The organism is Alphaproteobacteria bacterium, assembly GCA_040905865.1.
Taxonomy (GTDB): Bacteria; Pseudomonadota; Alphaproteobacteria; order UBA8366.
The window spans coordinates 36,846-63,204 of sequence record JBBDQU010000001.1 but is presented as its reverse complement, the minus strand read 5'-3'; the positions used below and the strand labels follow the sequence as shown (position 1 = coordinate 63,204).

General features: G+C 61.2%; 23 protein-coding genes. 8 read left to right on the top strand and 15 right to left on the bottom strand.

Annotated features, from left to right (window positions below; all coding sequences use genetic code 11):
• Window positions 1-295: 295 nt before the first annotated feature.
• The 4 genes from WD767_00290 to WD767_00275 are packed head-to-tail and all read right to left on the bottom strand — an operon-like array spanning window position 296 to window position 4,837.
• Window positions 296-1,636, bottom strand: coding sequence for a hypothetical protein (locus tag WD767_00290; protein MEX2614514.1), 1,341 nt, complete (start codon window positions 1,634-1,636; stop codon window positions 296-298).
• Window positions 1,637-1,665: 29 nt separating this feature from the next.
• Complete coding sequence (rfbD, locus tag WD767_00285; GenBank protein MEX2614513.1) at window positions 1,666-2,562, bottom strand: dTDP-4-dehydrorhamnose reductase; 897 nt, start codon at window positions 2,560-2,562, stop codon at window positions 1,666-1,668.
• Window positions 2,562-3,677: an alpha/beta hydrolase gene (locus WD767_00280; GenBank protein MEX2614512.1), complete on the bottom strand. Its 1,116-nt coding sequence runs from the start codon at window positions 3,675-3,677 to the stop codon at window positions 2,562-2,564. Before WD767_00280 ends, rfbD begins: the two co-directional genes overlap by 1 nt.
• Entirely contained in the window at window positions 3,674-4,837 is a 1,164-nt protein-coding gene (locus tag WD767_00275) for an O-antigen ligase family protein (protein ID MEX2614511.1), read from the bottom strand. The genes WD767_00280 and WD767_00275 overlap by 4 nt, the downstream gene beginning before the upstream one ends.
• A gap of 95 nt (window positions 4,838-4,932) precedes the next feature.
• On the opposite strand from WD767_00275, the gene WD767_00270 reads away from it, so the two are divergent.
• Window positions 4,933-6,144 (top strand): glycosyltransferase, encoded by a 1,212-nt coding sequence (locus tag WD767_00270; GenBank protein MEX2614510.1) that lies wholly within the window; start codon window positions 4,933-4,935, stop codon window positions 6,142-6,144.
• Between the two features lie 71 nt (window positions 6,145-6,215).
• Here WD767_00270 and WD767_00265 read toward each other — a convergent pair whose 3' ends face one another.
• The 3 genes from WD767_00265 to WD767_00255 all read right to left on the bottom strand — a co-directional run bounded on the left by WD767_00265 (window position 6,216) and on the right by WD767_00255 (window position 8,395).
• Window positions 6,216-6,509: a DUF1330 domain-containing protein gene (locus tag WD767_00265; GenBank protein ID MEX2614509.1), complete on the bottom strand. Its 294-nt coding sequence runs from the start codon at window positions 6,507-6,509 to the stop codon at window positions 6,216-6,218.
• Between the two features lie 131 nt (window positions 6,510-6,640).
• The gene (locus tag WD767_00260; protein ID MEX2614508.1) at window positions 6,641-7,540 is read right to left on the bottom strand and encodes an alpha/beta hydrolase; all 900 of its coding nucleotides are present in this window, start codon (window positions 7,538-7,540) and stop codon (window positions 6,641-6,643) included.
• A 66-nt stretch (window positions 7,541-7,606) separates the two neighbouring features.
• A complete protein-coding gene (locus WD767_00255) occupies window positions 7,607-8,395 on the bottom strand; it encodes an SDR family oxidoreductase (protein ID MEX2614507.1) in 789 nt (262 codons plus the stop codon).
• Between the two features lie 669 nt (window positions 8,396-9,064).
• Between WD767_00255 and WD767_00250 the strand changes: the two genes are divergently transcribed.
• A complete protein-coding gene (locus WD767_00250) occupies window positions 9,065-10,906 on the top strand; it encodes a PhoX family phosphatase (protein MEX2614506.1) in 1,842 nt (613 codons plus the stop codon).
• A gap of 175 nt (window positions 10,907-11,081) precedes the next feature.
• Here WD767_00250 and WD767_00245 read toward each other — a convergent pair whose 3' ends face one another.
• The gene (locus WD767_00245; GenBank protein MEX2614505.1) at window positions 11,082-12,257 is read right to left on the bottom strand and encodes an MFS transporter; all 1,176 of its coding nucleotides are present in this window, start codon (window positions 12,255-12,257) and stop codon (window positions 11,082-11,084) included.
• A gap of 346 nt (window positions 12,258-12,603) precedes the next feature.
• On the opposite strand from WD767_00245, the gene yghX reads away from it, so the two are divergent.
• A complete protein-coding gene (gene yghX, locus WD767_00240) occupies window positions 12,604-13,488 on the top strand; it encodes a YghX family hydrolase (GenBank protein ID MEX2614504.1) in 885 nt (294 codons plus the stop codon).
• 68 nt (window positions 13,489-13,556) lie between these two features.
• Here the strand turns inward: yghX and WD767_00235 are convergent, their stop codons facing one another.
• Together WD767_00235 and WD767_00230 are read right to left on the bottom strand one after the other, a co-directional pair.
• Complete coding sequence (locus WD767_00235; protein MEX2614503.1) at window positions 13,557-14,432, bottom strand: MBL fold metallo-hydrolase; 876 nt, start codon at window positions 14,430-14,432, stop codon at window positions 13,557-13,559.
• Window positions 14,433-14,690: 258 nt separating this feature from the next.
• A complete protein-coding gene (locus WD767_00230; GenBank protein MEX2614502.1) occupies window positions 14,691-15,182 on the bottom strand; it encodes an Hsp20 family protein in 492 nt (163 codons plus the stop codon).
• Window positions 15,183-15,458: 276 nt separating this feature from the next.
• Here WD767_00230 and WD767_00225 point away from each other — a divergent pair, with 276 nt between their 5' ends.
• The gene (locus WD767_00225; protein MEX2614501.1) at window positions 15,459-15,668 is read left to right on the top strand and encodes a hypothetical protein; all 210 of its coding nucleotides are present in this window, start codon (window positions 15,459-15,461) and stop codon (window positions 15,666-15,668) included.
• A 103-nt stretch (window positions 15,669-15,771) separates the two neighbouring features.
• On the opposite strand, the gene WD767_00220 is transcribed toward WD767_00225, so the two are convergent.
• Window positions 15,772-16,038 (bottom strand): MoaD/ThiS family protein, encoded by a 267-nt coding sequence (locus WD767_00220; GenBank protein ID MEX2614500.1) that lies wholly within the window; start codon window positions 16,036-16,038, stop codon window positions 15,772-15,774.
• 4 nt (window positions 16,039-16,042) lie between these two features.
• Window positions 16,043-18,325: a xanthine dehydrogenase family protein molybdopterin-binding subunit gene (locus tag WD767_00215; GenBank protein ID MEX2614499.1), complete on the bottom strand. Its 2,283-nt coding sequence runs from the start codon at window positions 18,323-18,325 to the stop codon at window positions 16,043-16,045.
• Window positions 18,326-18,774: 449 nt separating this feature from the next.
• Here WD767_00215 and WD767_00210 point away from each other — a divergent pair, with 449 nt between their 5' ends.
• A complete protein-coding gene (locus WD767_00210) occupies window positions 18,775-20,295 on the top strand; it encodes a DHA2 family efflux MFS transporter permease subunit (protein MEX2614498.1) in 1,521 nt (506 codons plus the stop codon).
• Between the two features lie 34 nt (window positions 20,296-20,329).
• On the opposite strand, the gene WD767_00205 is transcribed toward WD767_00210, so the two are convergent.
• A complete protein-coding gene (locus tag WD767_00205; GenBank protein ID MEX2614497.1) occupies window positions 20,330-20,596 on the bottom strand; it encodes a hypothetical protein in 267 nt (88 codons plus the stop codon).
• A 219-nt stretch (window positions 20,597-20,815) separates the two neighbouring features.
• Here WD767_00205 and WD767_00200 point away from each other — a divergent pair, with 219 nt between their 5' ends.
• Window positions 20,816-21,385, top strand: a complete 570-nt coding sequence (locus WD767_00200; protein MEX2614496.1) for a septation protein A — start codon at window positions 20,816-20,818, stop codon at window positions 21,383-21,385.
• Window positions 21,386-21,418: 33 nt separating this feature from the next.
• Here the strand turns inward: WD767_00200 and WD767_00195 are convergent, their stop codons facing one another.
• Entirely contained in the window at window positions 21,419-21,997 is a 579-nt protein-coding gene (locus tag WD767_00195) for an NUDIX hydrolase (protein ID MEX2614495.1), read from the bottom strand.
• A gap of 453 nt (window positions 21,998-22,450) precedes the next feature.
• The gene (locus WD767_00190; protein MEX2614494.1) at window positions 22,451-23,689 is read right to left on the bottom strand and encodes a PQQ-dependent sugar dehydrogenase; all 1,239 of its coding nucleotides are present in this window, start codon (window positions 23,687-23,689) and stop codon (window positions 22,451-22,453) included.
• 190 nt (window positions 23,690-23,879) lie between these two features.
• Between WD767_00190 and WD767_00185 the strand changes: the two genes are divergently transcribed.
• Together WD767_00185 and WD767_00180 are read left to right on the top strand one after the other, a co-directional pair.
• Entirely contained in the window at window positions 23,880-25,040 is a 1,161-nt protein-coding gene (locus WD767_00185) for a DUF2336 domain-containing protein (protein MEX2614493.1), read from the top strand.
• A gap of 97 nt (window positions 25,041-25,137) precedes the next feature.
• The gene (locus WD767_00180; GenBank protein ID MEX2614492.1) at window positions 25,138-26,256 is read left to right on the top strand and encodes a DUF2336 domain-containing protein; all 1,119 of its coding nucleotides are present in this window, start codon (window positions 25,138-25,140) and stop codon (window positions 26,254-26,256) included.
• The last annotated feature ends 103 nt before the right edge of the window (window positions 26,257-26,359 follow it).

The window sequence follows — 26,359 nt, the reverse complement described above, 5'->3', positions numbered from 1 at the left end:
GTCATAAGAATCCTGTTCGTCCCTCAGCGCATTAACAATTTATGATTCAGCCCTGTCAACCCGTATCCGTTGGCGAACTCCGCCGCGGTTACGCTTACCTGTCCGTTAGCTGCGTGCCGCGGGTGACGATCAAGGGGGATGCGGTAATCGCGGCATAGGACGACCCGTTATGGACGCTCCCAACCGGGACGTCCTCTTGTTCCGCCGCCGCCAATTCCTCCGCTTGATCCGGCCCAAGCAACTGAATCATAGGAATTATCAGGAGTTGGCGGTGCCTTTTCGTGATTCTTTCGGGTTAGCGGCGGCGAAAACGCCGCGCGATATCGAGAAAAGCCAGCCCGCTGAGCAGAATCAGGACCGGTTCGAACGGCAGCCTGTATTTGGGCGATCCGACCGGACCGTTTATCGCCAGGAAATACCCCGCACACAGCGTTGCGAATATTGCGGCCCAGGGCGCAATCCGGAACAGGCAGACAAGCCCGTATAGCTGCGCCACTGAAAAAAGTGCCGCAAAAACCAGCCCGCCCGCCATCGCGGCGATGTATGCGGCAGAAGAGCCCGCCAGCATGTTCCGGGCCTGCGCCACGATACCGTCGCCTGCGGTACTGTCGAAACTCGCATGAGGCAATTGACGAATACGCGGGTCGACGGCGATCGCGGGCGCGGTCAGGTTGATCAGGGCTCCGTTCAGCCATGCCTTCGCCACCGCCCCGGGCGGATATTCCCACAACGCCCGCAGGGCATGCTCCTGAAATAGCGCGCTGCGCTGAAACGGCGTCGCGTCCGCCTCCAGCAGCCCTTCGGTTTCGATACGCCGTTCGATAGACGCACCCAGTTCCGCCGCCCCCTGGCCTCGCGGCGTGCCGTCGGCCGCGCGACGCACCAGCGGCACGACCCATCCCGCCAGATGCGTCCCGGTCTGGCTGCTTATCGCCAGAGTGTCGAATTCGGTCAGGTTGCGGTAGATCAGCGGCGATACGGGCAGCAGACTCAACACCAGGAACAGAACCGCCGACAATGCGGCGACGGCAGCCCCGCGACGATGGAACAGCGGAACGCCAAACGCCGCCGGCAGCATGAGAAACGGCAGAAGCTGCGCCACACTGCGGGTCGCCAGCGCCAAGCCCAGCGAAAGCCCGGCCAGCGCGACCGACCCCAGCGACGCCGTACGCAGGAATTGCGCCGCCGCCGCCAGCATTGCGGTCATCAGGAAAACGAACAGGGAATCGGACAGGATCATGCCGCTATGGATGATCAGGTTGACCCAGCAGGCCGCCAGCAGCCCGCCCGCCAGCGCCAGCGACCGCGACAGCTGGGCCCCAGTCACCGCAATCAGCACGCAGGTCAGCGAATCCAGCACCGCCTGCGCCAGCAGGATCCCCACGAGCGAATCGGAAAACAGCCAGCGCAGCCCGGCCAGAAAAAAGATATAGCCCGGCGCCCGCTCGGTTTCAGGCATGATACCGGTATCCGTGAGCCGACCGAAGACCCCATGGTCCAGCAGCACCTTCGCGCCATCCCAGTAAAGGATCGCGTCCTCGACCGTCAGGTATTCGACGGATATCGGCAGCAGCGCGATATTGATGACGCGGGCAAGCAGCGCCGCCAGAAAAACAAGCAGAAGCAGTCCCGTCATGGATACGTCGCGTCGACCGGCGGACAGCATCAGGCGCCCGTGCGAAAAATTGTCTCAAACACCTGCGACAGCGCCGCGCGCCATGGCGGCGGCGAGACACCGAATTCCTCGCGCAGTCGGTCCAGCGCGAAGACTGAATGGCGCGGGCGCCGTGCCGGCGTCGGATAGGCGCTTGATGGAACGGGGACGACCCTGACGGCCTTGACCGGAAGACCCGAGCGCCGTGCTTCCTCTATGATGGCCACGGCAAACCCGTGCCAACTCGTTTGCCCTGCCGCCGCCGCATGCAGGATACCGCCGGAATCCGCCTGAAACAGCGCCACGCCCGAAGCGCCCGCCAGAATGCGGACCGTCGCTTCCGCCAGCCAGGCGGCAGGCGTCGGCGCCCCGGTCTGATCGTCGACAACGCGCAACTCCTCGCGCTCCGCTGCAAGGCGGAGCATCGAGGTCAGAAAATTGCGCCCAACCCCGTCATACAGCCAGCTCGTCCGGACAATCAGGTGGCGCGCGCCGGAGTTGCGGATCGCCTGTTCGCCGGCCAGTTTCGTCGCCCCGTAGCGATTTGCCGGACATACCGGGTCCGATTCCCGGTATGACCCGGCGTCCACGCCGTCGAAAACATAGTCCGTGGAATAATGCAGCAGCGCCGCGTCGTTTTTTGCCGCCCAGCGGGCGATCACGCCGGGACCGGCGCCATTGACCGCCATGGCCAGCGCAGGCTCCGTTTCAGCCTGGTCCACCGCCGTGTAAGCCGCCGCATTGATGACCAGATCGGGACGAACCCGGTCCAGAACGGCAAGCATCGCCGGTTCCGATATGAGGTCGAAATCCGCCTTCGCAAACGGGTGTAGTTCGCCGCATGACGGCAACACCACCGTCAGCGCCCTGCCAAGTTGCCCCTCGCATCCCGATAGCAGTATCCGCATCAGTTGCCCGACCCCAGCTTTTCGAGAATTCGGGCAGTTGCCCAGTCCGATACCTTGTGATCCGCATGGCTTTCATCGATCAGCACATCGAAACCGCCACCGCCCGCCCGGGCGACCGCATCGCGGACCGCCGGTTCGTAAAGCATCCCCAGTGTATTGCGATAGCAGCAGCCATCGTAACGGTTGAATATCTGGATCAGCCGCCGTCCTTCGCCGGCGCCAGCCAGCACATACATTTCCAGGTAATTCGCGGCCTGCAGCAACGGCTGATGGAATTGCGGCGGCGGCGACTGATTCCTGAACGCGCCAACCCGCAGATATAGCGGATATCCGCCCGCCACCGTGACGCTCCGGCGGATTCGGTGATCGACGGCAGCGGCCAGGGTCGTGATCCAGCCGCCGGCGGAAAATCCTGTCATATCGAAAGCGGAATAGGTTTCCGATGCGGCGGCATAGTTCAGGAACGCGATCACCGGTTCGACGTAAAACCGCATGGGATGGTCATGCACTGCGATAATGCGGTCATGCGACAGATCATACCATCCGAACCGGTCGATATAGGTCCGGCCCATACCGTTTTCGCCATATCCAGGATAATCGAGCGCCGCGACAGCGTAGCCCTTTTCCAGCAACGCGCCGATCAGTGGCGCGGCGGCGGCTACCGTGCTGGCATAACCATTCTGGTATATAATCAGGCGGCCGTTCGGACGTTGTGGCTCCAGCAGGTAGATATGCGCCTTGTAGCCAAGGTCAATCGGCGCTTCCAGCCGCAGGGACGATGCCGCAAGCGCCGCGAGTGCCGGCGGGGCAGCGCCGGGGACGACAATGGCGGGCGGCACCCCGGCCGGCCCGTCGCCTGCGCCCCATATGGCATCGGTCAGCGCGGCGCGGATTTGCGCGGCATTCTCGGGTGCCGCGATACGGATCAGCTTCGCCGGGTCGGTTGCCAGGTATTGCGGGTTGACTTCGTCAAAGACATAAACATTCGGGGCCTTGAATCGTTTGTAATGGACCCGGATCCAATCGACATGATGGGTCAGGTAATATCCGCCCGCCCCCAGCAGAACCGCCAGCAGGATTATCCCGGCCGCCAGGCGAAATATCCAATTCGTCACCGTGAGGCCTCCGCAGGAGGAAGAGTCACGGTCATCAGCACACCGGCCAGTATCAGCGCACTCAACCACCAGCCCTGCCAGACACCGAAACTGAACAGCCAGATCGGCATCATGGTCGCCAGCATGCCCGCCCCGGCGGCGCGGCTTGCGCGATCCGGTATCCCTCCTGTCCGCCACACCAAAAGCGCCAACAAGAGGGCAATGGCCAGCGCGCCTGGCAATCCAAGTTCCAGCCAGACCTGCAAGGCGCCATTGTGCGGGTGCAGCGGCAGCCGGTCGCCCTCACCAATGATATGGCCATCGCGATTTCTGACCAGATAGCGTTCCTGACCACCCGGAATTATACGAGCCGACCGAAAGCCCCATCCCAGAACGGGACGCTCGGCGATATGCTGCGACGTGAAGTCCCATATCTGCAAGCGGTGCAACAGAGACGAATTCACATCGGGCATCAGATCGCGCAGCGTATCGGGCGACATCACGGTTTTTGTCATCACCGGCGCGGTCATGATGCCGATAAAGAGCGCCACGGTCAGGAAAATCCGTGTCGCCCGAGCAAAAAACCACACTGCCGCGAAGACCGCGATACCGACGGCATAGCCGCCCAGCGCAGCTTCACTGGGCAGTATCAATCCCAGGGCAATACCTGCTGCAAGCAGCACCAGGGCGAAGACCCGGGACCGCGGCAACAGAATGGCAACCGCGGGCCATATGAATATCAGCAGAACGCTCGGCGACCGATTGAAAAATTCTATCGTAAACACGTCTTTTGGAAACACGAGGCCGCTGAGCATTCCACCGCTCGTCAAATCGAAAACGATCAGGAAGAAGCTGGCAGTGATCCCGGCCAGAATGCCAAATTGTGCGATCCGGCGCTCTTCCGGCGCAAGCGATTTCACAATAGCGAAAGTGGCCAGGACCGGAAGGGCAGCGACAAAGATCAAGACCCACTTCCGAGCGCCATCGACCGGATCGAGTGTCCAGGCCAGTGATATTCCGGACCAGATAACGATGACTCCGGTGACCGCCGTGAAACGCCAGTCAATGGGCGGGAACGGTTCCCGCCGCCACGCCCGGCACCCGAGCAGGCCCAGCACCACGAGCATGGCCAGCGGCGCAATGAGTTTGGGCCCGAATACACCGAGGACAGGCGCCAGCAACCCGCCCACCCCCAGGATATGCCCCGCATGAATTCGTTCGACCCGCATCTTCGGGAAACCCTGTACTGTACTGGCGCGGTGTTGGCCAATAAAACTTGCCAAAGCATGCCCGGCAAGGGCACATCGTCGCAGCGTCAGCGGCCCGCCACCGCGGCGCGGCCGAGACCGATTTCAATCCGGACGGGAGCTTCCGCATAACCAGTTCCGACCGAACCGCCGTCACCTTCGTCCTGCCGTCCTTCGCCGGCGGCGGCGCGGAGCGGGTTGTCCTCGCGCTGGCCCGGAACCTCGATCGGGAACGCTTCTCGCCCCGGCTGATTGTCCTGCACGGTACCGGACCGCTCGGCAACCTCGTGCCGCCGGATATGGCGGTCACCGACCTGGCGACGCCCCGGTTGCGACATGCATGGCGCCGTCTCGGCCAGGCCCTGCGGGCGGTGCCCGGCGGCGTCGTCATACCGACGATCAGCCATGCCAACCTGGCCGTGCTGATGCAGCGCCGCCGCTTGCCGGCCGGAACCCGCATCATCGTCCGGGAATCGAATACGCCCTCGGCCAGCCTGGCGACGGCGCAATGGCCGGGGCTGATGCGATGGCTCTACCGCCGCTATTTTCCGGTTGCGGATGCGGTCATGTGCCCTTCCGCGCGCGTGGCGCGGGAATTCGCCGAAGATTTCGGACTCGATCGCGCGCGATTGGCAATCCTGCCGCATCCCGTCGATACCGCCATGATACGACAGGCAGCGGCGGATCCGGTTCGGAAACCGGGCGGCGGCCCGCGCTTCGTCGCCGCCGGCCGGATGGTGCCGCAGAAAGGATTCGACCGCCTGCTGGACCTGTTCGCCACACTGCCGGATGATGCGCATCTGACGCTGCTGGGCGTCGGCCCCGACTGCGCGTCCCTGCAACAGCAGGCGGGGCGCCTCGGGATCGCGGAACGGGTCGATTTCCCGGGCTTTACCGACGACCCCTGGGCCCACTACGCGGGCGCCGACGCGTTCCTGCTGCCGTCGCGCTGGGAGGGCATGCCGAATGCTGCTCTGGAAGCGCTCACGACCGGCTCACCGGTCATCGCCTGGCGCGATGCGGGCGGGATCGCCGAAATCGGCGCCGCCGGCAACGCTATCACCCTGGCGGACGATGCAGCGGCGTTCGCGGAAGCCATGCGGCGCACACCGCGCAACGATGCTCCGGTACTGAGGGAAAGCCTGCTTCCGGACCGGTTCACACTTGCCGCGGTCATGGCCCGATTTGAAGCCCTGATCGAGGCGGTCGCTGCCGGTTACATGCCGCCGCCGGCGGCGTAGCCGCACGGCATTGCCCTGAAACCGGCGCAATCCCACATGATCGGACAAAAAACGCTGATAGCGTCGAATCGTCAATCGACGCCCTCGACCAGGAACAACCGGCTGTCCGTAAGCGACTGGCGCAGGGCCAGCAATCCGGCGTATTCCCTGGATTCATAAAAGGCCTTCGCCTTCTCGTAACTGGGAAACCGGATGACGACGACCCGGCCCAGCGGCGGCCGCCCTTCCCTGGCGTCGAATTTTCCGCCGCGCACGATGAATTCACCGCCGAATTTGGCCACGACCGCCGGCGTTCCGGCGACATATTCCTTGTATGCTTCCGGATCCTTGACGTCGACTTCGCCGATCAGATAGCCAAATGACATGCCTTCCCCTCTCACACGCAATTCTCTTTCGAATAGATTAACGCATCCGGCAGGGTATGGAAATCATCAGCCACGACCATTGACCCCTGAAAATACGTGACTTTATGCGCAGACGCGCCGGTTCCACGCCTTCAGCCCCGGGCAAGCGCCAGTACCGCATCGGCGAATTCCTGCGGCGCTTCCTGCGGTATGTTGTGGCCGATCCGCGGAATTTCCCGTCGTTCGTATGCGCCGGAGAACCGGCGTTTATGGGCAACCGATTCCGCGGGCGGATGCACCCCGTCTCCGCCCCCATGCAGCGAAATTGCCGGCACCGTGATCGCCGGCTGCGCCGCGAGGCGCGCCTCGATTGCGTCATAGGCGGGATCGCCCGCCGTGTAGCCGTAACGGTGACGATAAGACTGGATGACAACATCGACGAAGTCCGGATTGTCGAAGGACGGGGCCGACGCGTCATAAACAGAATCGTCGAAGGCCCAGTTCGGCGACCACAAGCGCCACAGCAGCCGGCAGAATTCTTGACGATTGGCCATCAGCCCGGCCCGGCCGCGCGCCGTATGAAAATAATACTGGTACCAGTAGCGGTGTTCCTGTTCGGGCGCGACGGGATATGCCGAACCGGCAATGTCCTGGATATTGTAGCCACAGCCGGTCACCAGGCCCCGCACCCGCTCCGGCCACAGGGCGGCAACGATGCAGGCCGCCCGCCCGCCCCAGTCATACCCGGCGACAACCGCCCGCCGTATATCCAGCGCGTCCATCAACTGCAGCAGATCATGCCCCAGCGCCCCCTGCTGTCCGGAACGGACCGTATCGGCGGACAGAAACCGCGTCGGTCCATAACCGCGCAGATATGGTACAATCGCGCGGCAACCCGCCGCCGCGATCCGCGCCGCCACGTCGTCGTAGCAGCGGGGATCATAGGGAAAACCGTGCATCAGCATGACCGGAACGCCGTCCGCCGGGCCGGATTCCGTATAGGCGATTTCCAGAACGTCGGTCGCAACCCTTTTTAGCTGTATATCCGGCATTTACACACACCATAAAAAAAGGGCCGCTGCGTATGCTGGCGCAGCGGCTCCTGCCCACTCTACCGGTTATACGACCGGCGACATCCCGCCATCGACGTTAATGGCGCAGCCGGTAATGTAGGAGCCTTCCTCGGAGCACAGGAAGGTCGCGATATTGGCGAATTCCTCCGCGCGGCCCAGCCGGCCAAGCGGTATGCCGATCTCCCTGGCGCGTCCGTCCTGATATTCCTGATAGGTCATGTTCCGGTCGGTCGCCAGGTAGCGGTTGAGCTGCTGGTCGCTTTCAATGGTCCCGACCAGCAGGCCGTTGACCAGCACGTTATGCGGCGCGCCTTCCTTCGACAGGACCTTGGTCAGCGCCATGCCCGTCGCGCGGGAAACCGCCGTCGGCGCTCCGCCGGCCTGCGGGGCCTTTGCGCCGAGGTTCAGTACGTTGATGATCCTGCCCCAGCGGCGCTCCATCATCCCGGGCAGCACCCGGCGGCAGGTGCGGATCGCGCCGAATACCTTCAGGTCGAAATCCGATTGCCACTGCTCATCGGTAATATCGAGGAAATTGGCGCGAAACGATGCGCCCGCGTTGTTGACGAGCACGTCGACCGGACCGAGTTGCGATTCGACGGAAGCGATCAGGCTGTTGATGCTGTCAGCGCTGTAGATATCCGCCGTGATCGCCGCGACCTTGCCCGGCCCTGCGGCTTCGACCTCGGCCTTGGTTTGCGCCAGCACATCCTCCCGGCGACCGCAGATCGCGACATGCGCCCCGGCTTCGGCAAAGCGGAGCGCCATTGCACGGCCCAGCCCCCGGCTGCTTCCCGTCACCAGCGCGACACGCCCATCCATATGACATTTCATGGATATTCTCCCTCAATTGGTTTTTTTCAGCGTTGATACAAAGATTTCCCGCCCTGTATAGACCAAGGCGGCAGGCCCCGAAACTCGCGTCTTCCGTGCGGCAGGAATTATTTCTGAACGCGATACGTCGCGACGATCTTGCTACGGCGCCAGTACCCAGTCGCCCAGGGCCAGAATAATTCCGGCAACGACGAGAATACCAGCCACGTCAAGAATGACACCGGCACGCAACATGTGGTTCATCCCGACGGCGCCGCTGCGACTGACTTTGCACCGGGCGGTTATCGGTATGTGCCCGGCCGTTTCAGTATTCCGGCGGCGTGGCCGCTCAGCCGGGTTTCGCTACGGTTTCCTGGCCGATGGAATTATCCACCGGGGCGCCGCGCCGGCGGGCGTGGCATCGTATTATGCGCGGCCACCGGTTCAGGGCCTGGCATACGAAATGAATGTCCGCGGCGCTCCGCGGCAGCGCGTCTTCTGACCGCTCCGATCCGGACGAAAATGTAACGTCACCGTAATATTTGCGGAACGGAATCGACATCTTGCTGCCCTAATTTTCCCTATCCATATCTGGCCAGGGAGAGAACTATCGTGAACAGGCTAACGACAGACAATGCAGTTGCCGACAGGGCGGCAACCGAACCGGAATTCAACCGGATCGCGGACCGGATGGTATCCCGGCGCGGCTTTCTGGCCCGGACCGCGGCCTTCAGCGCCACGGCCTTTGTTATGGGGACGACGGCGCTGACGCCGGCGGCGAAAGCGGCGGGCATGAAGCTGATCGGTTTCCGCGCCATCCCGGCGAGCGGCGCCGATACAGTTACCGTACCCGAAGGCTATAGCTGGCAAACGCTGATCAGCTGGGGAGACCCGCTGTTCAGCCAGGGGAAGCCTTTCGATCAGGCGACCCGCGGTACGGGCGAATCGCAGGAACTGGCCTTCGGCGACAATAATGACGGCATGAGCCTGTTCGCCCTGCCCGATGGGCGTTTCGTCATGGCGGTCAACAATGAATACGACAATCAGGAATGGCTCTTTCCGACCGACAGCAAGGATCGAACCGCCGACGACGTTCGCAAGTCCAAGGCGGCGCAGGGCGTTTCCATTTTCGAGGTCCGGCAGGATGGCGGCGCATGGCAGGTTGTCATCGATGGCGCGCTGAACCGCCGGATCACCGCCGACACGCCGATGGCGATCACCGGGCCCGCCGCCGGGCATGCCCTGCTGAAAACGCCCGCCGATCCCGAAGGCAGGCTGGCCCTCGGCACCTGGAACAATTGCGGCAATGGCCGGACCCCGTGGGGCACCTATCTGACCTGCGAGGAAAACTTTAACGGCTATTTCGCGACCGATGCCGAATATGTCCTGACGGACGCGCAGAAACGGTACGGTATCAAGACTAGGGATCGCGGCGTCCAGTGGTACCAATATGACGACCGGTTCGACCTGTCGAAAAGCCCGAACGAGGCCAACCGATTCGGCTATATCGTCGAAATCGACCCGATGAATCCGGACAGCACGCCGAAGAAACGCACGGCCCTGGGCCGCTTCAAGCATGAGAACGCCGAAGTCACTATCGCGGCGGACGGCCGTGTCGTCGTCTATTCTGGCGACGACGAGCGCGGCGAGCATCTCTATCGGTTTGTGTCGAAGAACCGCTACGTACCCGGCAATGACGCGGCGAATGCCAGCCTGCTGGAAGACGGTACGCTGTATGTTGCGAAATTCGGATACGTCGGCACGGATATGTCCGGCCGGGGCGAGTGGATTGAACTGACCCACGGCAGGAACGGGTTGACGGCTGAAAATGGCTTCAGCAGCCAGGCTGAAGTGCTGATCCACACGCGCATGGCGGCGACGACCGTCGGTGCCACAACGATGGACCGCCCCGAATGGGTCGCCGTGCATCCGACGCAGGCGGAAGCCTATTGCGCCCTGACCAACAACTCGGCGCGCGGCGTGAAGAAAAACAGCGGCGGCGTCGAGCAGCCTGTCGGCGGCCCCAATCCGCGTGAGAAGAACGGGTATGGCCAGATCGTCCGCTGGCGGCCGGACGGCCAGGATCACGGCGCCAATGCCTTCTCCTGGGACCTGTTCGTGATGGCGGGCAACCCGGAAGTGCATCCCGGTACGCATAACGCCGGCAGCGCCAATATCAATGCCGCGAACATGTTCAACAGCCCCGACGGCCTCGCCTTCGACGGTGACGGACGGCTGTGGATCCAGACGGACGGCAATTACCAGGACAAGGACGACTTCGCCGGCATGGGCAACAACCAGATGCTCTGCGGCGACCCGGCAACCGGCGAAATCCGGCGCTTCCTGACCGGTCCGATCGCCTGCGAGATCACGGGCATCAGCTTCACGCCGGATCAGAAAACCATGTTCGTCGGCGTCCAGCACCCGGGCGCAAAGAAAGCGCCCTCGCATTTTCCTGGCGGCGGGGACACGGTGCCGCGCTCATCCGTCGTTGCGGTTACCAGGAAAGACGGCGGCGTGATCGGCGGTTAACCGCACTCCGCATAGCAGACCAACGCGCGGCGGTCGCCTAAAGCAAATCGTGATTAATCGGAATCACCCGGATGATTCCGATTAACACGTGAATTTGCTTTTAATCTAAAATGATAGAGCAGATTCACGCCTTTTATCTGACGCAATTATTGCGTCAGATAAAAGGCGATCTGCTCTATTCAGCGGCCGCCGTTGCCGCTCTGGATCCGCGCTTCAGTTGCATGACGCTGAGGATGCCCAGCAGGTACATTGTGGCGACGACGACGAAGACGAAACGGAATTCGCCGCCATCCATCAGCCAGCCGAAGAGGATCGGGCCGGTGGCGCTGCCGAGGTCCAGGCCGGAATAGACAAATCCGAACACCTTGCCCGTGGCGCCCGGCGGCGTCGCGCCGCGGATCAGGATGTCGCGGGACGGGCCGGTTATGCCGATGCAGAACCCGGTACAGGCCATCAGCCCGATGATCACCGGAATTGGCAGTGCGAATATCGCAATAGTGCCCATGAAAAGGGCGCCCAGGGCCAGCCCGGTGGTTGCAATCAGCGCATGGCGCGAGAAACGGTCGGCCAGTTCGCCGCCGACGATGATCCCGCCGGCGGTTGCCCCGAGATAGGCTGTCAGCGCGATACCGGCAATAGCGAACGGCGAGTCGTACAATTCCATCAGCGCCGCAACGGAAAACTGCTGCACCCCGCCGCCGGCTGCCGCAATCACGGTAAAGTAGAAGAATGCCGCCATCAGCGGCAGGTTGGTCACGAGCTTGCGGTAGAAATCGATACTTGGCGCCGGCCCGCCGGCGCCATCGCCGCCCCCGCGCGGCATCTGGAGAACAGAACGATTGGTGAAAATCACCAGCGCCGCCACCAGACCCATGGCGCCGGCCGTCATCAGAGCGACCCGCCAGCCTGCGAAAACCGCAAGACTGAGGATGATGACCGGAGACATGAAATAACCGATGGTTCCGCCCAGCCCGTGCACCGCGAAGGCGCGCCCGATCCGGGCCGGGCTCACTTTTTCCGACAGGATCGACAGGTCGGCAGGGTGAAAGACGCAATTGCCCAGCGCCGCCATCACCGCCAGCGGCAACAGCATCCAGTAGGCGTCGATACAGCCCATCAGGAACACCGCCGAGGCCATCATCACGACGCCGAACAGCATCAGCCGGTCGGCCCCGTGCCGGTCCACCAGAATGCCGACAAAGGCCTGACAGGCGCCGGACACGCCATACATCAGCGATATGACGAAACCGAGCTGGGTATATGTCACGTCGAATTCGGCGCGAAGCAGCGGAATGAGCGGCGCCAGCGCCATCTGGTAGAAATGGGAGAGCATGTGAGCGAGCCCAACCATTCCGATTACAAGCGTATCGGAGCGTATCGCGGAATCTGTCGTGGCCATGCGGGGATCGTCGCTCAGGAATTTTCGGACGCCGCATGATGCGCCGCGCCAGCCGCCCACGCAAGCGCTGGCATTTTGGTTCCTGAATTACTCCCAAAAAACAGGGTGTTGCGTCAGGATTCAGGATACACGAAACTGTGATTTCAGCGCTATTGCACCTCTCCGCAGCCAGCGTAACATCGCTCCGGAAACGACAGGATCCGAAGGAAGAAAAACGGACCCGGCCGGCCTGAATCAACAAAATGCGCCACCCGGAAGCCGACAGCCTTCGCCACACCATATAGCGGGAGGAAACCATATGGACCGCCAACAAGCCAGTGACTTCGACCAGGAACTCCTGGATCTGTATGACAGCTACGCCCATAACGGAATCGACCGCCGCGAGTTCTTCGACCGCGCGTCGAAATTCGCGGTTGGCGGTCTCGGCGCCGCGGCGCTGCTCGAAACCCTGTCGCCGAATTACGCCCTTGCGAACCAGGTCGAGGCATCCGACCCGCGCATCAAGGCCGATTTCATCGAGTACGATTCACCCAAAGGCCACGGCACGATCCGGGGTTACCACGTCCGCCCGGCCGCCGGCGGCGCCCGCGGCAGCGTCGTCGTCGTGCATGAAAACCGGGGCCTGAACCCGTATATCGAGGACGTCGCGCGCCGGGTCGCGGTCGCCGGGTTCAATGCGCTGGCGCCGGACGGGCTGACCCCGCTGGGCGGCTATCCGGGCAATGACGATGAAGGCCGGGAAATGCAGGCCAAGCTGGACAAGGGCAAACTGCTGGAGGATTTCATCGCCGCCTACCACTACCTGCAGGCCGATTCCGCGTCAAACGGCAAGGTAGGCGTGGTCGGTTTCTGCTATGGCGGCGGCGTCAGCAACGCAATGGCGGTCCGTCTGCCGGAACTGGCCGCCGCGGTGCCGTATTATGGCAGCCAGGCGGCCACAGCGGACGTGCCGAAAATCAACGCGCCCCTGTTGCTGCATTACGCCGGGCTGGATCAGCGCATCAATGCGGGCTGGCCGGAATACGAAAATGCGCTGAAAGAGCACGGCAAGGAATACACGGCTTATATGTATCCCGACGTGAACCATGGCTTTCACAACGATACGACGCCCCGTTATGACAAGGCGGCGGCGGAACTGTCGTGGTCGCGCACGATCGGGTTCTTCAAGGAAAAGCTGGCGTAACCGTCACAGATGGCGCGAAAGGGCCTCTCGCCTTTCCGGGCGGGAGGCCTTTGATTTCCGCAGCAGGGTCATTCGCCCGTCAGATTGAACCGGAAATGGTCGCCATGGCTGCAGATATGGCCGGTCGACGGCGATGCGAAATGTGCCGGCGCAATCATCGTGCCCGTATCGGCATAGCGTTCAATCAGCGCGCGGCGCGTAACCGCGGACTGCACCCTGTCCTCGCAGGCGCGGCTCGACCATTCCGGCCGGACGAGTTGTAGCGGATGGTGCATGACATCGCCTGTCAGCACGGCCTTTTCGCTGCCGGATTCCAGGTTGATGACGAAGTTACCGGGCGTATGGCCCGGCGCCGGTTCGAACCAGATACCGTTATCGAACTGGTGGTCCATTTCGACCAGAACTGCCTGGTTGGCGTCCATGACGGGGCCGATACTGTCCGCGTAGACATTCGGTACCGGGCCCTCTACGCCGGTCTTTTCGCGCTCCATCCAGAATTCCAGTTCCTTTTTCCCGAAAATGTACTTTGCATTCGGAAAGGTCGGCACCCAGCGGCCATCGACCAGCCGCGTGTTCCAGCCGACATGATCGACATGCAGATGGGTGCACATCACGAAATCCACATCTTCCGGCTGTACGCCGGCGGCGGCAAGGTCCGCCAGATACGGATTGTTCATCCGGTGCCACATCGGCCGCGCCGGGCGCTCCTTGTCGTTGCCGACACAGGCATCGACAAGAATCGTGTAGCGCGGTGTCTTGAGGATATAGGACTGAACCGTGATGACCAGTTTGGACGTCGTCGGATCGATGAATTTCGGAAACAGCCAGTTCCGGTTTGCCTCGATAACCTCCGGCGTGGAATCCGGCAGGAATGTCTGGGCCTCGAAAAGCGGTTCTTCGCTCTCGATCACGCGGTTTAATGAAAATTCCCCGATCGTCTGCATATCAAATGATCCCTCTCGTTACAGCCATTGCCTGTAGCACATCAGGTTTGGCTGGATCGCCAGAGGCGATTCCAGTCAAACACGATCTGATGTGGCGTTTCTGGCCGCACGATTACCCACGCCACCCGCGGGGTCAACTGTTTCACTCGATAGGGCGCACGACATGCGCCGCGCCAGATCACGCCCACGACGCGGCATGCAGACTGCCGGGGGAAAATACGGGGGCGGGCATCCCCGCCCCCGGACGCAGATGGTATGTTACGCCGCCTTTTCGCCGACGACGCCCTCGACAGTTTTCCGGTCGCGGGCGGAAAGTGATTTGGGCGTACCGCTTTCGATCTGGATCGTGCGCGGCTTCATCGTCTCGGGAATTTCCTGCTTCAGGTCGATAACCAGCAATCCGTTCGACAGGCTGGCATCCGTCACCTTCACATGGTCGGCAAGCTGGAATTCGCGGACGAAATTGCCGGCCCCGATGCCCTGGTGCAGGTATCGGACATCGCCGTCCTGTTCCGGCCGCTTGCCGGTTACCTTCAAATTCTGCTCGCGGACTTCAATTTCCAGGTCGCCTTCGGAAAAACCTGCGACCGCAATAGTGATGCGATACCGGTCATCGCCTACGGCGACGATGTTGTAGGGCGGATAAGTACCCATGGCAGCGCCGGCCTTGGTGGTGGCGTCCATCATGCGCGCCAATCGGTCAAAACCGATGCTGGAACGGAAAAGCGGGGAAAAGTCGTAGTTCGTCATGGTTTACATCCTCCATCGTGAGCAATGCAATGAGCCCGAAAGGCTCAACCCGAAAATGTTATTGCGGACCCGAGTAGTGGCATCCGACGCGCATGAGATAGGAAGAAGAAAAAATGTCTTCAAGAGCACTTCCGAAAAATTTTTATGCCTCTTGAAGGATGCGGAAATAAAACCATTTTTGAGGCAATCAACGGCGCAACGCAACAGAGCCGGACCGCCGATACAGAGAAATAGCCGCAGTCATTTCTGGACGCAGTCAGTGTAGGAGTGATTCAGATGAGCCTCATGCAGGAAACCGTTCTCGACCGTTTGTGGACGAAATACGAGCACCGCTTTGGCCACCCGCCGCCCATCGCATCCGCGAGTTTCGAGGAAGCGATTTCAAAAATACGCATGGCGCTGGACGGTCGGGAGGCCGGGCCGGCTGTTCCCTATCGCCACAATGAAATCAACAATTCCGGCGGCATGCCGATTCAGGCGCCCTGAGGGAAGATGACAGGCGCCAGACGGCGCCAGAACGAAAAGCGGCCGCCAACGCACCGTTTCGGTGCGCGGGCAGCCGCTTTTTTAACGGATGGTCCGGGGGCTCTTAGCCGCCCTCCAGCTTGGGGATGAAGAAGATTTCACTGCCATCCCTTATCGGCTGAAAATAGGCCGTATTCTCATGGATCTGGCCATCAATGGCGACCGAGGTCTCTTCCTCAAGATGAGTACCGAGCCCCGGAAAACGGTCATCGAGCTGCTTTATGATGCCGCGGAAATTCTTGACCTGCAGGTCAAATTCCTTTTCGCCATTCGTGTACTGATGACTGAACCCGTCCGAGAACACGATATGAACCCGAACGGGCGCAGCCATGATCCTAAAGCTCCGCTTCGGCGCGGTTATCGAGCGCGTCGAGCACTTTCGGCGGCGACATCGGCAGTTCGGTCATGCGCCGGCCAACCGCATTCGCAATCGCATTCGCGATTGCGGCCATCGGCGGGCAGATGCAGACTTCGCCGACGCCCTTGACGCCGAACGGATGGTTCGGATTCGGCACCTCGACCAGGATCGGTTCGATCGTCGTCGGCAGATCGGACGCCACCGGCATACGGTAATCGAGGAAACCGGCGTTCGTGAGACGGCCCTTGTCGTCATAGATGTACTCTTCGTTCAGCGCCCAGCCGATACCCTGAACGACACCGCCCTGGATCTGGCCCTCGACATAGGCCGGAGAAATCGCCGTGCCGACATCCTGTGCCGCAACGAAGCGCAGGATCGTCACCTTGCCGGTTTCCGGATCGACTTCGACATCGCAGAACTGGGTTGCGAAACCGGGGGCCTGGCCGCCGGCATTCACCGCGCCGCTGGCGCCGATCGGGCCACCGGTCGCACCGGCCTTGGACGCGATTTCACCGTAGGAAAGCGGTTCGAACTCGCCGACATTGTGGCTGGCGGGTTTGGCCATGCCGTCTTCCCAGATGACGCCTTCGACATCGACATCCCATATCATCGCCGCGCGGGCACGCAGTTCGTCGATCACCTTCTCGCAGGCCTGGATAACCGCCAGGCCGGTTGCGAAGGTCACGCGCGAACCGCCCGTCACATGGGTATAGGGAACCGAGGTCGTATCGTTCACCGTGGCCCGGACCTGACTGTAATCGATACCGAGCGTTTCCGCCGCCATCGCCGCCATGGACTGGCGCGATCCGCCGACATCCACGCTACCGGTTGCAACCGTCGCCGTGCCATCGGTATTGACGTAAACTGTCGCGCCCGATTCGCCCGCTCCGTTGAACCAGTAACCCGAGGCAACGCCGCGGCCCTGGTTCGGCCCGAGTTTCGCCTTGTAACCCGGATGGTCCATGCAGGCCTGCACGGTTTCCGCATAGCCTTCATGCGCCAGTTTCGGCCCGGCGATGTTCTGCGTGCCGATATGCGCCGCATTCTTCATGCGAAGTTCCAGCGGGTCCATGCCGATCTTCTTGGCCAGGATATCGATGACGCTTTCAACCGCGAAGGCCGCCATCGGCGACCCCGGCGCACGATACGCCGCCGCCTTCGGGCGGTTGCAGACGACGTCGTAGCCGATGGCATGCTGGTTCGCGATGTTGTACGGCGCGAAGGCGCACAGGCAGCCGTTCATCACCGGCGAACCCGGGAAGGCGCCGGCCTGATACCGGAACACGCCCTGACCGGCCGTGATCGTGCCGTCCTTCTTGATCCCCATCTTGAGGGAGATGGACGTACCGGAGGTCGGCCCCGTCGCCTTGAAGACCTCGTCACGCGACATGACGATGCGCACGGGATGCCCTGTTTTCTTCGACAGGGCCATCGCCACCGGTTCCACATAGACGACGGTCTTGCCACCGAAACCGCCGCCGATTTCCAACGGATTGACCTTCAGATCAGCCAGCTTCATGCCGACAATCTTGGCCGTCAGGCCGCGAACCACGAAGTGGCCCTGGCTTGAACTCCAGATTTCGCCCTGGCCGTCCGCATCGTAACGCGCCAGGCAGGAATGCGGCTCAATATAACCCTGGTGAACGGCCGCCGTCTTGAAATCCTTCTCGACGATGATGTCGGCGTCCTTGAATCCGGCTTCGACATCGCCCAGCGAGAATTCGAGCTTTTTCGAAATATTCGACGGCTTGGTCGGCGCCGGTTCAACTCCGCGCGTAATCATGTCCTCAAACAGAAGCGGCGCATCTTCCTGCATCGCGAAATCGACATCGATGGCGTGCGGCAGCACTTCATATTCGACCTTGATCAGCTTGCAGGCCGCGGCCGCCGTGGAAGCGTCGATAGCGGAAACAGCCGCGACCGCATGGCCTTCATACAACACCTTTTCGCGCGCCATGATGTTCCGGGTGACGTGCCAGAAATTGACCGCAACACGTTCCGGGCCGATATAGTCGAACTTCTGCTCCGGGAAATCCTTCGCCGTCATGACCGCCTTCACGCCCGGCAACGCCTCGGCCGCCGACGTATCGATCGACTTGATCCGCGCATGCGCGTGCGGGCTGCGCAGGATCTTGCCGTAGAGTGTTCCCGGCAGGATGTAGTCACTGCTGTACTTGGCGGTACCGGTCACTTTCGGAACGCCGTCCGGACGAATATGGTCGTGGCCAATCGATTTATACGGCTTCTTGATCTCGTTCATGTGTGTTTTCCCTTCAAAAGAAGTATCCTCGCCAGATCGTCCCGATCACGCAAAATTTTGCCGGACGCGGGCACCGCTGCCCCGACGTCCTGCATGACATACCGGTCGAGAGATGACGTTCGTATCTTGGGGACACTTTACCGTTGCGGGAAATGGAGACGCAAGCCGTATTGCCCTGAATTCATGTGGAATCGAGATACCCACGTCCATTTTCGGTCCGGCATGCTCCCCCGACAGTCCCCGTCCCGGTGTTCCTATCCGGTAACCTATGCGTCATGGATGCGAGAACAAGCCCAACCGGCTAATATTTCCGACACCGGCGCAATCGTGACAGGGCCACAATCCGGGTTATAGTCTCGCGTGACATATTTTCCTAATTTGGCGGCAAAGGGCCAATCCATGGGCCGCCCTCGACCATTGACCGGTCTTCCGGAAATCGCGGCGACGCCATGACGACGGCCGCGGCGGACCCTAGCGCCGATACGGCAGAGTCGCGCCGTTTCCTTATTCTGGGCACCGTCACGCTCTCGACGCTGCTGTTCGCCATGACGACAACCAATTCCTATGTCGTATTGCCACAGTTGCAGGGATCGCTTTCCGCCACACAAGACCAGATCGCCTGGTCGGTCACCTTCAACCTGATGGCGACCGCCATAATGACGCCCATGTCCGGCTGGCTGGCCAACCGGTTCGGCCGCCGGGCGACCATGCTTTACTGTGTAGCCGGGTTTTCCGTAGCCTCGGTGCTATCGGGCACGGCGACGACGCTGGAATCACTCATCGCGTTCCGGATTGGCCAGGGGGTTCTCGGCGCGCCAATTGTTCCCCTGTCCCAGGCAATCATCCTGAACACCTTCCCGCGCAACCAGCATGGCCTGGCGACCGCGATCTGGGGCCTGGGGGTTGTTTGCGGCCCGGTGATCGGCCCGACGATCGGCGGATTTGTCGCCGAGGAATACACCTGGCGCTGGGTCTTTTTCATGACAGCCCCGGTCTGCGTGCTCGCGGTATTCCTTGTATATGTCTTCATCACCGACAGCCGGCGCAGTCTCGGCACGCGGCTGGACTGGACCGGCTTCCTGGCGCTGTCCATCGCCATCGCCGCCTTCCAGCTCATCATGGACCGGGGCGACCGGCTGTACTGGTTCGAATCCCTGGAAATAATTCTGGAAACGGCCATTGCCGCCTTCGGACTGTACGTTTTCATCGTCCACACGCTGACCACCGACAGGCCGTTCCTGCCGCCGCAATTGCTGCTCGACCGGAATTTCGCACTGGGGCTGTGTTTCGCCTTTGCTTTCGGCGCCCTCTCCTTTGTGCCGATGATCCTGATTCCGCCGCTGCTGCAGGATCTGCGCGGCGTTCCCGATTCGGTTGTCGGTATCGTACTGGCCTCGCGGGGAATTGGCAGCATCATCGGGAATTTTGCCGTCGTCGCGATGGGCCGGATCGACCCGCGCATCGGCCTCGCCATCGGCTTCGGCAGCCAGGCATTAAGCGGGTTACTGATGGCGCAATATGATCTGGATGTCACGATCTGGAACGCAATGTGGACCAGTGCATTCCAGGGTTTCGGCAACAGCTTTCTGTGGGTGCCCCTGACCGTCCTGACCTTCGCAACGCTGCAACCCCGTCAGATGGGCGAGGCGACCGCCGTTTTCCACATGATCCGCAATCTGGGCAGCGCGATATTCATCTCTATATGCGTCGGCGCCGTCGTTCACTATTCCGGCGTCAACTATGCTGTCATCTCGGAACATGTATCGCCGTTCAACGAGGTGTTTCAGTTTCCCGGCATCGCGGGCGCCTGGAGCCTGGACGGGCTGACCAGCCTGTCCAGGATCGGCGACGAGGTCGAGCGGCAGGCGGCGATGATCGGTTATACCAACGCCTTCTATCTCTTTTCCGCTGTCGCGGCCGCCGTGATACCCTTTATTTTCCTGCTGAAACGGCCAGTATCGGCCGACTGAATCGCCGAAGTCCGTGGGGCTGAACCGTGTCGGGTCAACCGGCCGCGGCGGACAGGTGCCCGGCCGGCCATTCGTTGACCATCGCCCGCATTTCGCCATAAACCTCCCGCCAGTCCGGCGCTCCGGCAAAGGAGGTATTGCCCTCGGCAATTCTTGCCGCCAGCGCCTCGGTTTCCTCATCCGCGAGCAATCCGGACGCCATGGCGCGCCACAACCCGTCATCCGGCAATGCGCGCAGCAATACCGGCATTTCCTCCGCCATCTCGCGCAGCAGTTGCTCCACAATGTCGATACGATTCATGAACCACGCCCCTTACGGTGTTCGATCTTGTCACAGCATCTTAGCAAGCTGTATGCCGTACCGATACAAGCCGCATGCCGAACTGGTTGTTTCTTCATCGGATCGTTATAATATCCGCCGACTGACCGGTGACGCGGGCAGGATTGCCGAATCATACGCTCATTGCGGATTTTTGCCCTTTCAGCGGCCACGCGGCGCGGTTATATGGAGCCCATGACAATGCATTCCCAAACATGGCTCCGGCCGGCAATGGAATACGGTCCGTTGGGCATATTCTTCGCCGTATACCTGACCTTCGGGCTGATCCCCGCGACCGCCGCGCTGATGGCAGCGACGGTCGTTGCGATTGCGGCTTCCTATATACTGCAACGTCGCGTTCCGGTCATACTTGTCGTAACCGCCACCGTCGTCCTTGTATTCGGCGGCCTGACGGTCCTGCTGGACGATGAGCGCTTTATCAAGATGAAGCCGACCATCGTGCAGGGCCTGTTCGCCGTCGTGCTGCTGGGCGGACTGGCGGTTGGAAAGCCGCTGCTGAAGCCGCTGATGAGCGCCGCATGGCAACTTACCGACCACGGCTGGCGCACGCTGACCTTCCGGTTCGGTGTTTTTTTTGCCGCCATGGCCCTGATCAACGAGTTTGTCTGGCGCACCCAGAGCACCGATTTCTGGGTCAACTTCAAGATCTTCGGCGCGCTGATCCTGACCCTTGCCTTCACGGCCTGCCAGGCGCCGCTGATCATGCGCTATCAGGTCGTCCCCGAAGACAAAAAAGACGAAGATGATTGACCTTCAATAAGATATAACACATCAGGTTTGTCGTCAGTCCTTCGAGATTTCGCCCCAGGCGTTGTCGAGTGCGTTGGTACGCGTCGCGAAGACATCCTGCCCGCGCACTTCGTCATAATGCCGCAATGCCCAGTGCGATGACGGAAAGGCCAGATCGTCCCATGGTATGTCGTCCCAGGCGAACAGCGCGACCGCTTCGCTTTCCTCGCCCGCCGCGAATTCCGGTTTCAGCAGTCTGGCGCGGTAGATCAGGTGTATCTGGCTGATCCGCGGAACATTGTAGACCGCCAGCAGGGCGTCGATTTCAATCTCGGCGCAGGCTTCCTCACGTGTTTCGCGTATTGCGCCATGGGCGGCCGCTTCATGCAGCTCCAGAAACCCGGCCGGAATCGTCCAGCGCCCCTTGCGCGGATTGATCGCGCGTTTGCACAGGAGAAACCGATCCTCCCATGTCACGACCGCGCCAACGACGACCAATGGATTTTCATACTGGATATAGTTGCAATCCGGACAGACAAGACGCTGCCGGTTGTCGCCGGCAGGCACCGCCCGCACGCGGGGTCCGGCCCCTTCAATGCTTTCTGATCCCGTTTTGTTGCTCGCGTCTGACATGCCGATAGTCTGGATCGCACACGCGATCCAGACAAGTAAAAGTATCGAAAATGATCGGTATTCCGCCGCACGACGGAAATTCTGTCAGAACCGTGCAAGGTCGACGCACCGCATCAACCCTGCTCTTTCATCTATGCAAAAACATCCACAATCGTGCCTCGTGACGCGTCGCCGGATGAGGTTGTCGCACTGGTCGCAGATGTGCTTGCAGCAGATGTCGCCTCGGTACTCTTGGTGTTGGACGCGGCGGATACCTGCAATTCCTGCTGGGCAGCACGCTGCGTACTGCTTAATTGCGCCGAAGAAATTGCCGTAGACACGGTTGAGCCTGCAACTTCACCTATAGCCACCAGTTTCTCCTTGGCTTGCTTCAAAGGATCGCTAATACCCGGAAGATACATACCAGGTATTAATAAAGCTCTAATGTGAATAGTTAACGGGAACACGTTTGATTCAGGGCCGCTTGCGGACCCGCCAGACGACATTGGCGGCGTCATCGGCAATCAGCAGGCTGCCGTCCCGCGCAAGCGCCAGTCCAGCCGGGCGGCCGATAACCTGCGCGGCACTGTTGCCGCGCCAGCCCTCCTTCGTATCGACCCAGAACCCGGTAACGAAATTCTCATAACCGCCGGTCGGGCTACCGTTTTCAAACGGCACCCGGACCACCTTGTATCCGGTCGGCCTTGCCGCATTCCATGACCCGTGCAGCGCGACCAGCGCATCGTCGCGCCAATCCGGGGGAAACTGGTCGCTATCGGCGAACGCCAGGCCAAGCGGCGCCGAGTGCGCCTGGAACAGGACATCGGGGACAATGCTTTCCTGCACGAGATCGGGCCGGCGTTCCGCAAAAAACGGCTGCGGATTGGCGCCGATATAGGCATAGGGCCAGCCATAGAACCCGCCGTCGCGTACGCTGGTCAGGTAGTCCGGCACGAGGCCGTCGCCCAGCCCGTCACGTTCATTAACCGCGGTGTATAACGCGCCGGTGCGGGGATGTACGGCAATACCGACGGGGTTGCGCAGGCCGCTCGCGAAAACCCTGCCGCCCGTACCATCCGCATTGAATCGCATGATGGTCGCGCGCGGCGGCAATTCCTCGCCAATATTCGTGACGCTGCCAATCGCGGCATAAATGAACCGGCCGTCGGCATCGAATGCTATGTTGCGCGTCCAATGCCCCCCCGGAACGCCAAACACGCCCGGTGGGGTAATCCGCTCCGGCGCCTGTCCGGCGCTGCGCTGGCCGGCGCGATAGGGAAGCCGCCAGATGCCGTGCAGATCGGCGATATACAAATAGCCGTCCCGGAACGCGAGTCCGTGCGGCCCATCCAGCCCGGTCACGAATGGCGTGACTTCTTCGGCGCGGCCATCCCTGTCGGAATCGATCAGCAGCGTTACCTCGTCGATTCCGGTCTGCGCCAGGAAAACCTCGCCGCTCGGCGCCACGGTCATCCAGCGGGCATGGCTGAGCCCTGAGGCGAAGATGGTCACCTCATATCCCTCCGGCGCCACAGGCATCTGTGTGTCGTCGCGCCGGATCACGTCCATCCGGTTGGATACGCTTCGCGTTGCGTAAGGTACAGGCAAGTCCTGTGCCCGTATGTGGAATTTCTGTCCCGGGCGGTCCTCCGGCGCTGCGGCGTTCGCCGGAAACACCGCCAGCAGTAATATGGCAAGATAAAGCCACGCCATTGATTTTCCCCGAACTTAATGATTTCCTGATAAACTTATCAACGAATCGTTAAATTATTGGTTTTAACCTGGCAAAGACAGCGCGACGTCGCGAAGATAAAGAAAGCCCGTGCGGAAGTAACAAATATTTAACCAGATTTACACCTAATCATAACAGGAGGCGTGACGCCTCCAGAGAAAATTGAATGGCATGCAGCACCTAGAAGACACGGTTCCATGGCGGAAGCGGCCCGAGGTCGGCAATCTGGATTCCCTCCTCGCGTTAGCCCGTGACCGGACCCGCGCTGGCCGGGAAAACCTTGCTTCCGCCGTAGGCGATCTTTTCGGCACCGAAAGCGGCACGCTCAACAAGTCCGAGCAGGCCATAATGTACGATATCCTGAGCAAGCTGGTCCGGGATGTCGAGACGACAGTTCGGCAAAAGCTGGCGCAAAAGCTGTCCGGGGTGGACACTGCCCCGCATGAACTCATTATCGAACTGGCCAACGACCAGATCGAGGTTTCGCTGCCGGTTCTGCAACGCAGCGATGTCCTGCGGGATTCGGAGCTTATCGAAATCATCCATCACCGCACGATGGAGCATCAACTGGCGATATCGATGCGGCCGGAGGTCAGCGAGCCTGTTTCCGACGCGCTCGTCGAAACGAATAACCCCGTGATCATCGCGACGCTTCTGCAGAACCATGGCAGCAAGATGTCGGTCAAAGCCCTGGCGCGTCTGGTCGATCACTCGGAACGGGAGGAAGCCTACCGCAAACCCCTGCTGAAGCGGCGCGAACTGAGCCAGGAAATGGCGCAGAAGATGTACTGGTGGGTATCGGCGGCGCTGCGTCAGGATATCATGTCGCGATACAAACTGTGCCCGGATGATTTTGACGTCGCCATGGAGAGCGCCGTACAGGACAGTCTGCATGAAAGCGGCCATGCCGTACGGCCGGCGGACGATTCCCTGACGTCGCTTCTGACACTGGACGAAGTCGCCCAGCACCGGATGGTCAAGGCACTGCGCGAGGGAAAGATCCCGATGTTTCAGTCCATCCTGTCCCAGGCGAGCGGATTGCCGCTGCCCGAAATCCGGCGGATCATGTTCGAGGCCGGCGGCGAAAACCTCGCCATTGCCTGCCGGTCGATCAATCTGGCGCCAAATGTGTTTGCCGCAATCTATCGATTGCTTCGGTCGGGCGGTCGTTCGGAAGAAAGCCTGCCGAGCGGCGACCTGACCCGGGTCACGTCGCTTTATCTGGATGTAAACCCGGACCACGCAAAGGCGGTCACCCGGCAGTGGCGCCGGAACCCGAACTATGCCGCCGCGATCCAGCAGATTTCGACGGGTTCGTCCAGTATCGGCTGACGGGCCGTCAGGGTGTCCCCGAAGGCTTTCCCCCTGACGTGTTAAATTTCGCAATCTCCTGTATGATGGTCGCCAGTATCGGAAGATCGCGTGCGTCATGACCTCATCCGAACCGGCGGCACGAAAATTTAATGTAGAAGCGCTGCTGCAGATGGCGCTCGACCGCACGGTTACGGGACGCGGCGAACTCGCCCGCTCGATCGCCGATCTCTGCCTGGAAGATGATTCCGGGCTGAACGAGCGGGAAATACGATTGATCTTCGATATCCTGTATCGGCTGATTCACCGCGTGGAAATGAAAGTGCGGCGTGACCTGGCACAACGGTTGGCATCCCGGGACGATGTGCCCCGCGACTTGATCGTTACCCTCGCGAACGACCAGATCGATGTCGCGTACCCGGTCCTTGTCGGCAGTACGCAGTTGCAGGATGAGGATCTGATCGCCATCACCCATGACAGGGCCGTATCGCATCACATCGCCATAACGCTGCGGGAATACATCAGCATCGCGGTTTCGGACGCGCTGATCGCGACGGATAATGTGGAGGTCATCGATTCGCTGGTCCGCAATCCTGCTGCCGAATTATCGGAACCGACGATCGCGCGACTCGTCGAAATGTCCCGTGACAGGCCACCCCTGCGCCGGCCGCTGCTGCAGCGTCCGGAAATAAATCCCGACCTCGCCTGGCGAATGCATCGGTGGGTTGGCGATGCGTTGAAGAAATTCATTGACGATTTATATCCGGGCGGCATCGACCAGATCGGCGACGAGATTGACGTTGCGGTTCGCGATGCAATGGCCGCCGGTCGTCCGGCGCCGCCGCCCGGCCGTTCGGAACCGGTTTCCGACATTGAAAACAGCGGCGGCATTACGGTCGAGGTCCTGATCCAGGCCCTGCGCGATCAGGATGTTGAACTGTTCGAGGCGCTGTTCGCCAGGCTGGCCGACATCGACCTGCTGGCTATGCCCATGATCGTTTACGACCCCGGCGGCGAACCCTTTGCCGTGGCGTGCAAGGCCTGTAACGTGTCGGCGCGGAATTTCGAGGAACTGTACCGGTTGCTGACGGCGTCGCTTTCTGGCGATAATGACGATATTTCTTCCGAATCTACGACAATCCGGTCATTTTACGAACGTCTTGACGGCAACGCGGCGCGCCGGGTGCTCAACGAATGGCGCCGGACACCGGCTTCGGTCTGGCAGGTTTCGCCATAGCTCCGGATGCCTCACGGCGTTCGCACGGAGATATTTCCAGCAAACCATGATCTGACTAGTGCTGCAGCTTTCCAGCAATTACTGTACATTCCCGCATTCGCCG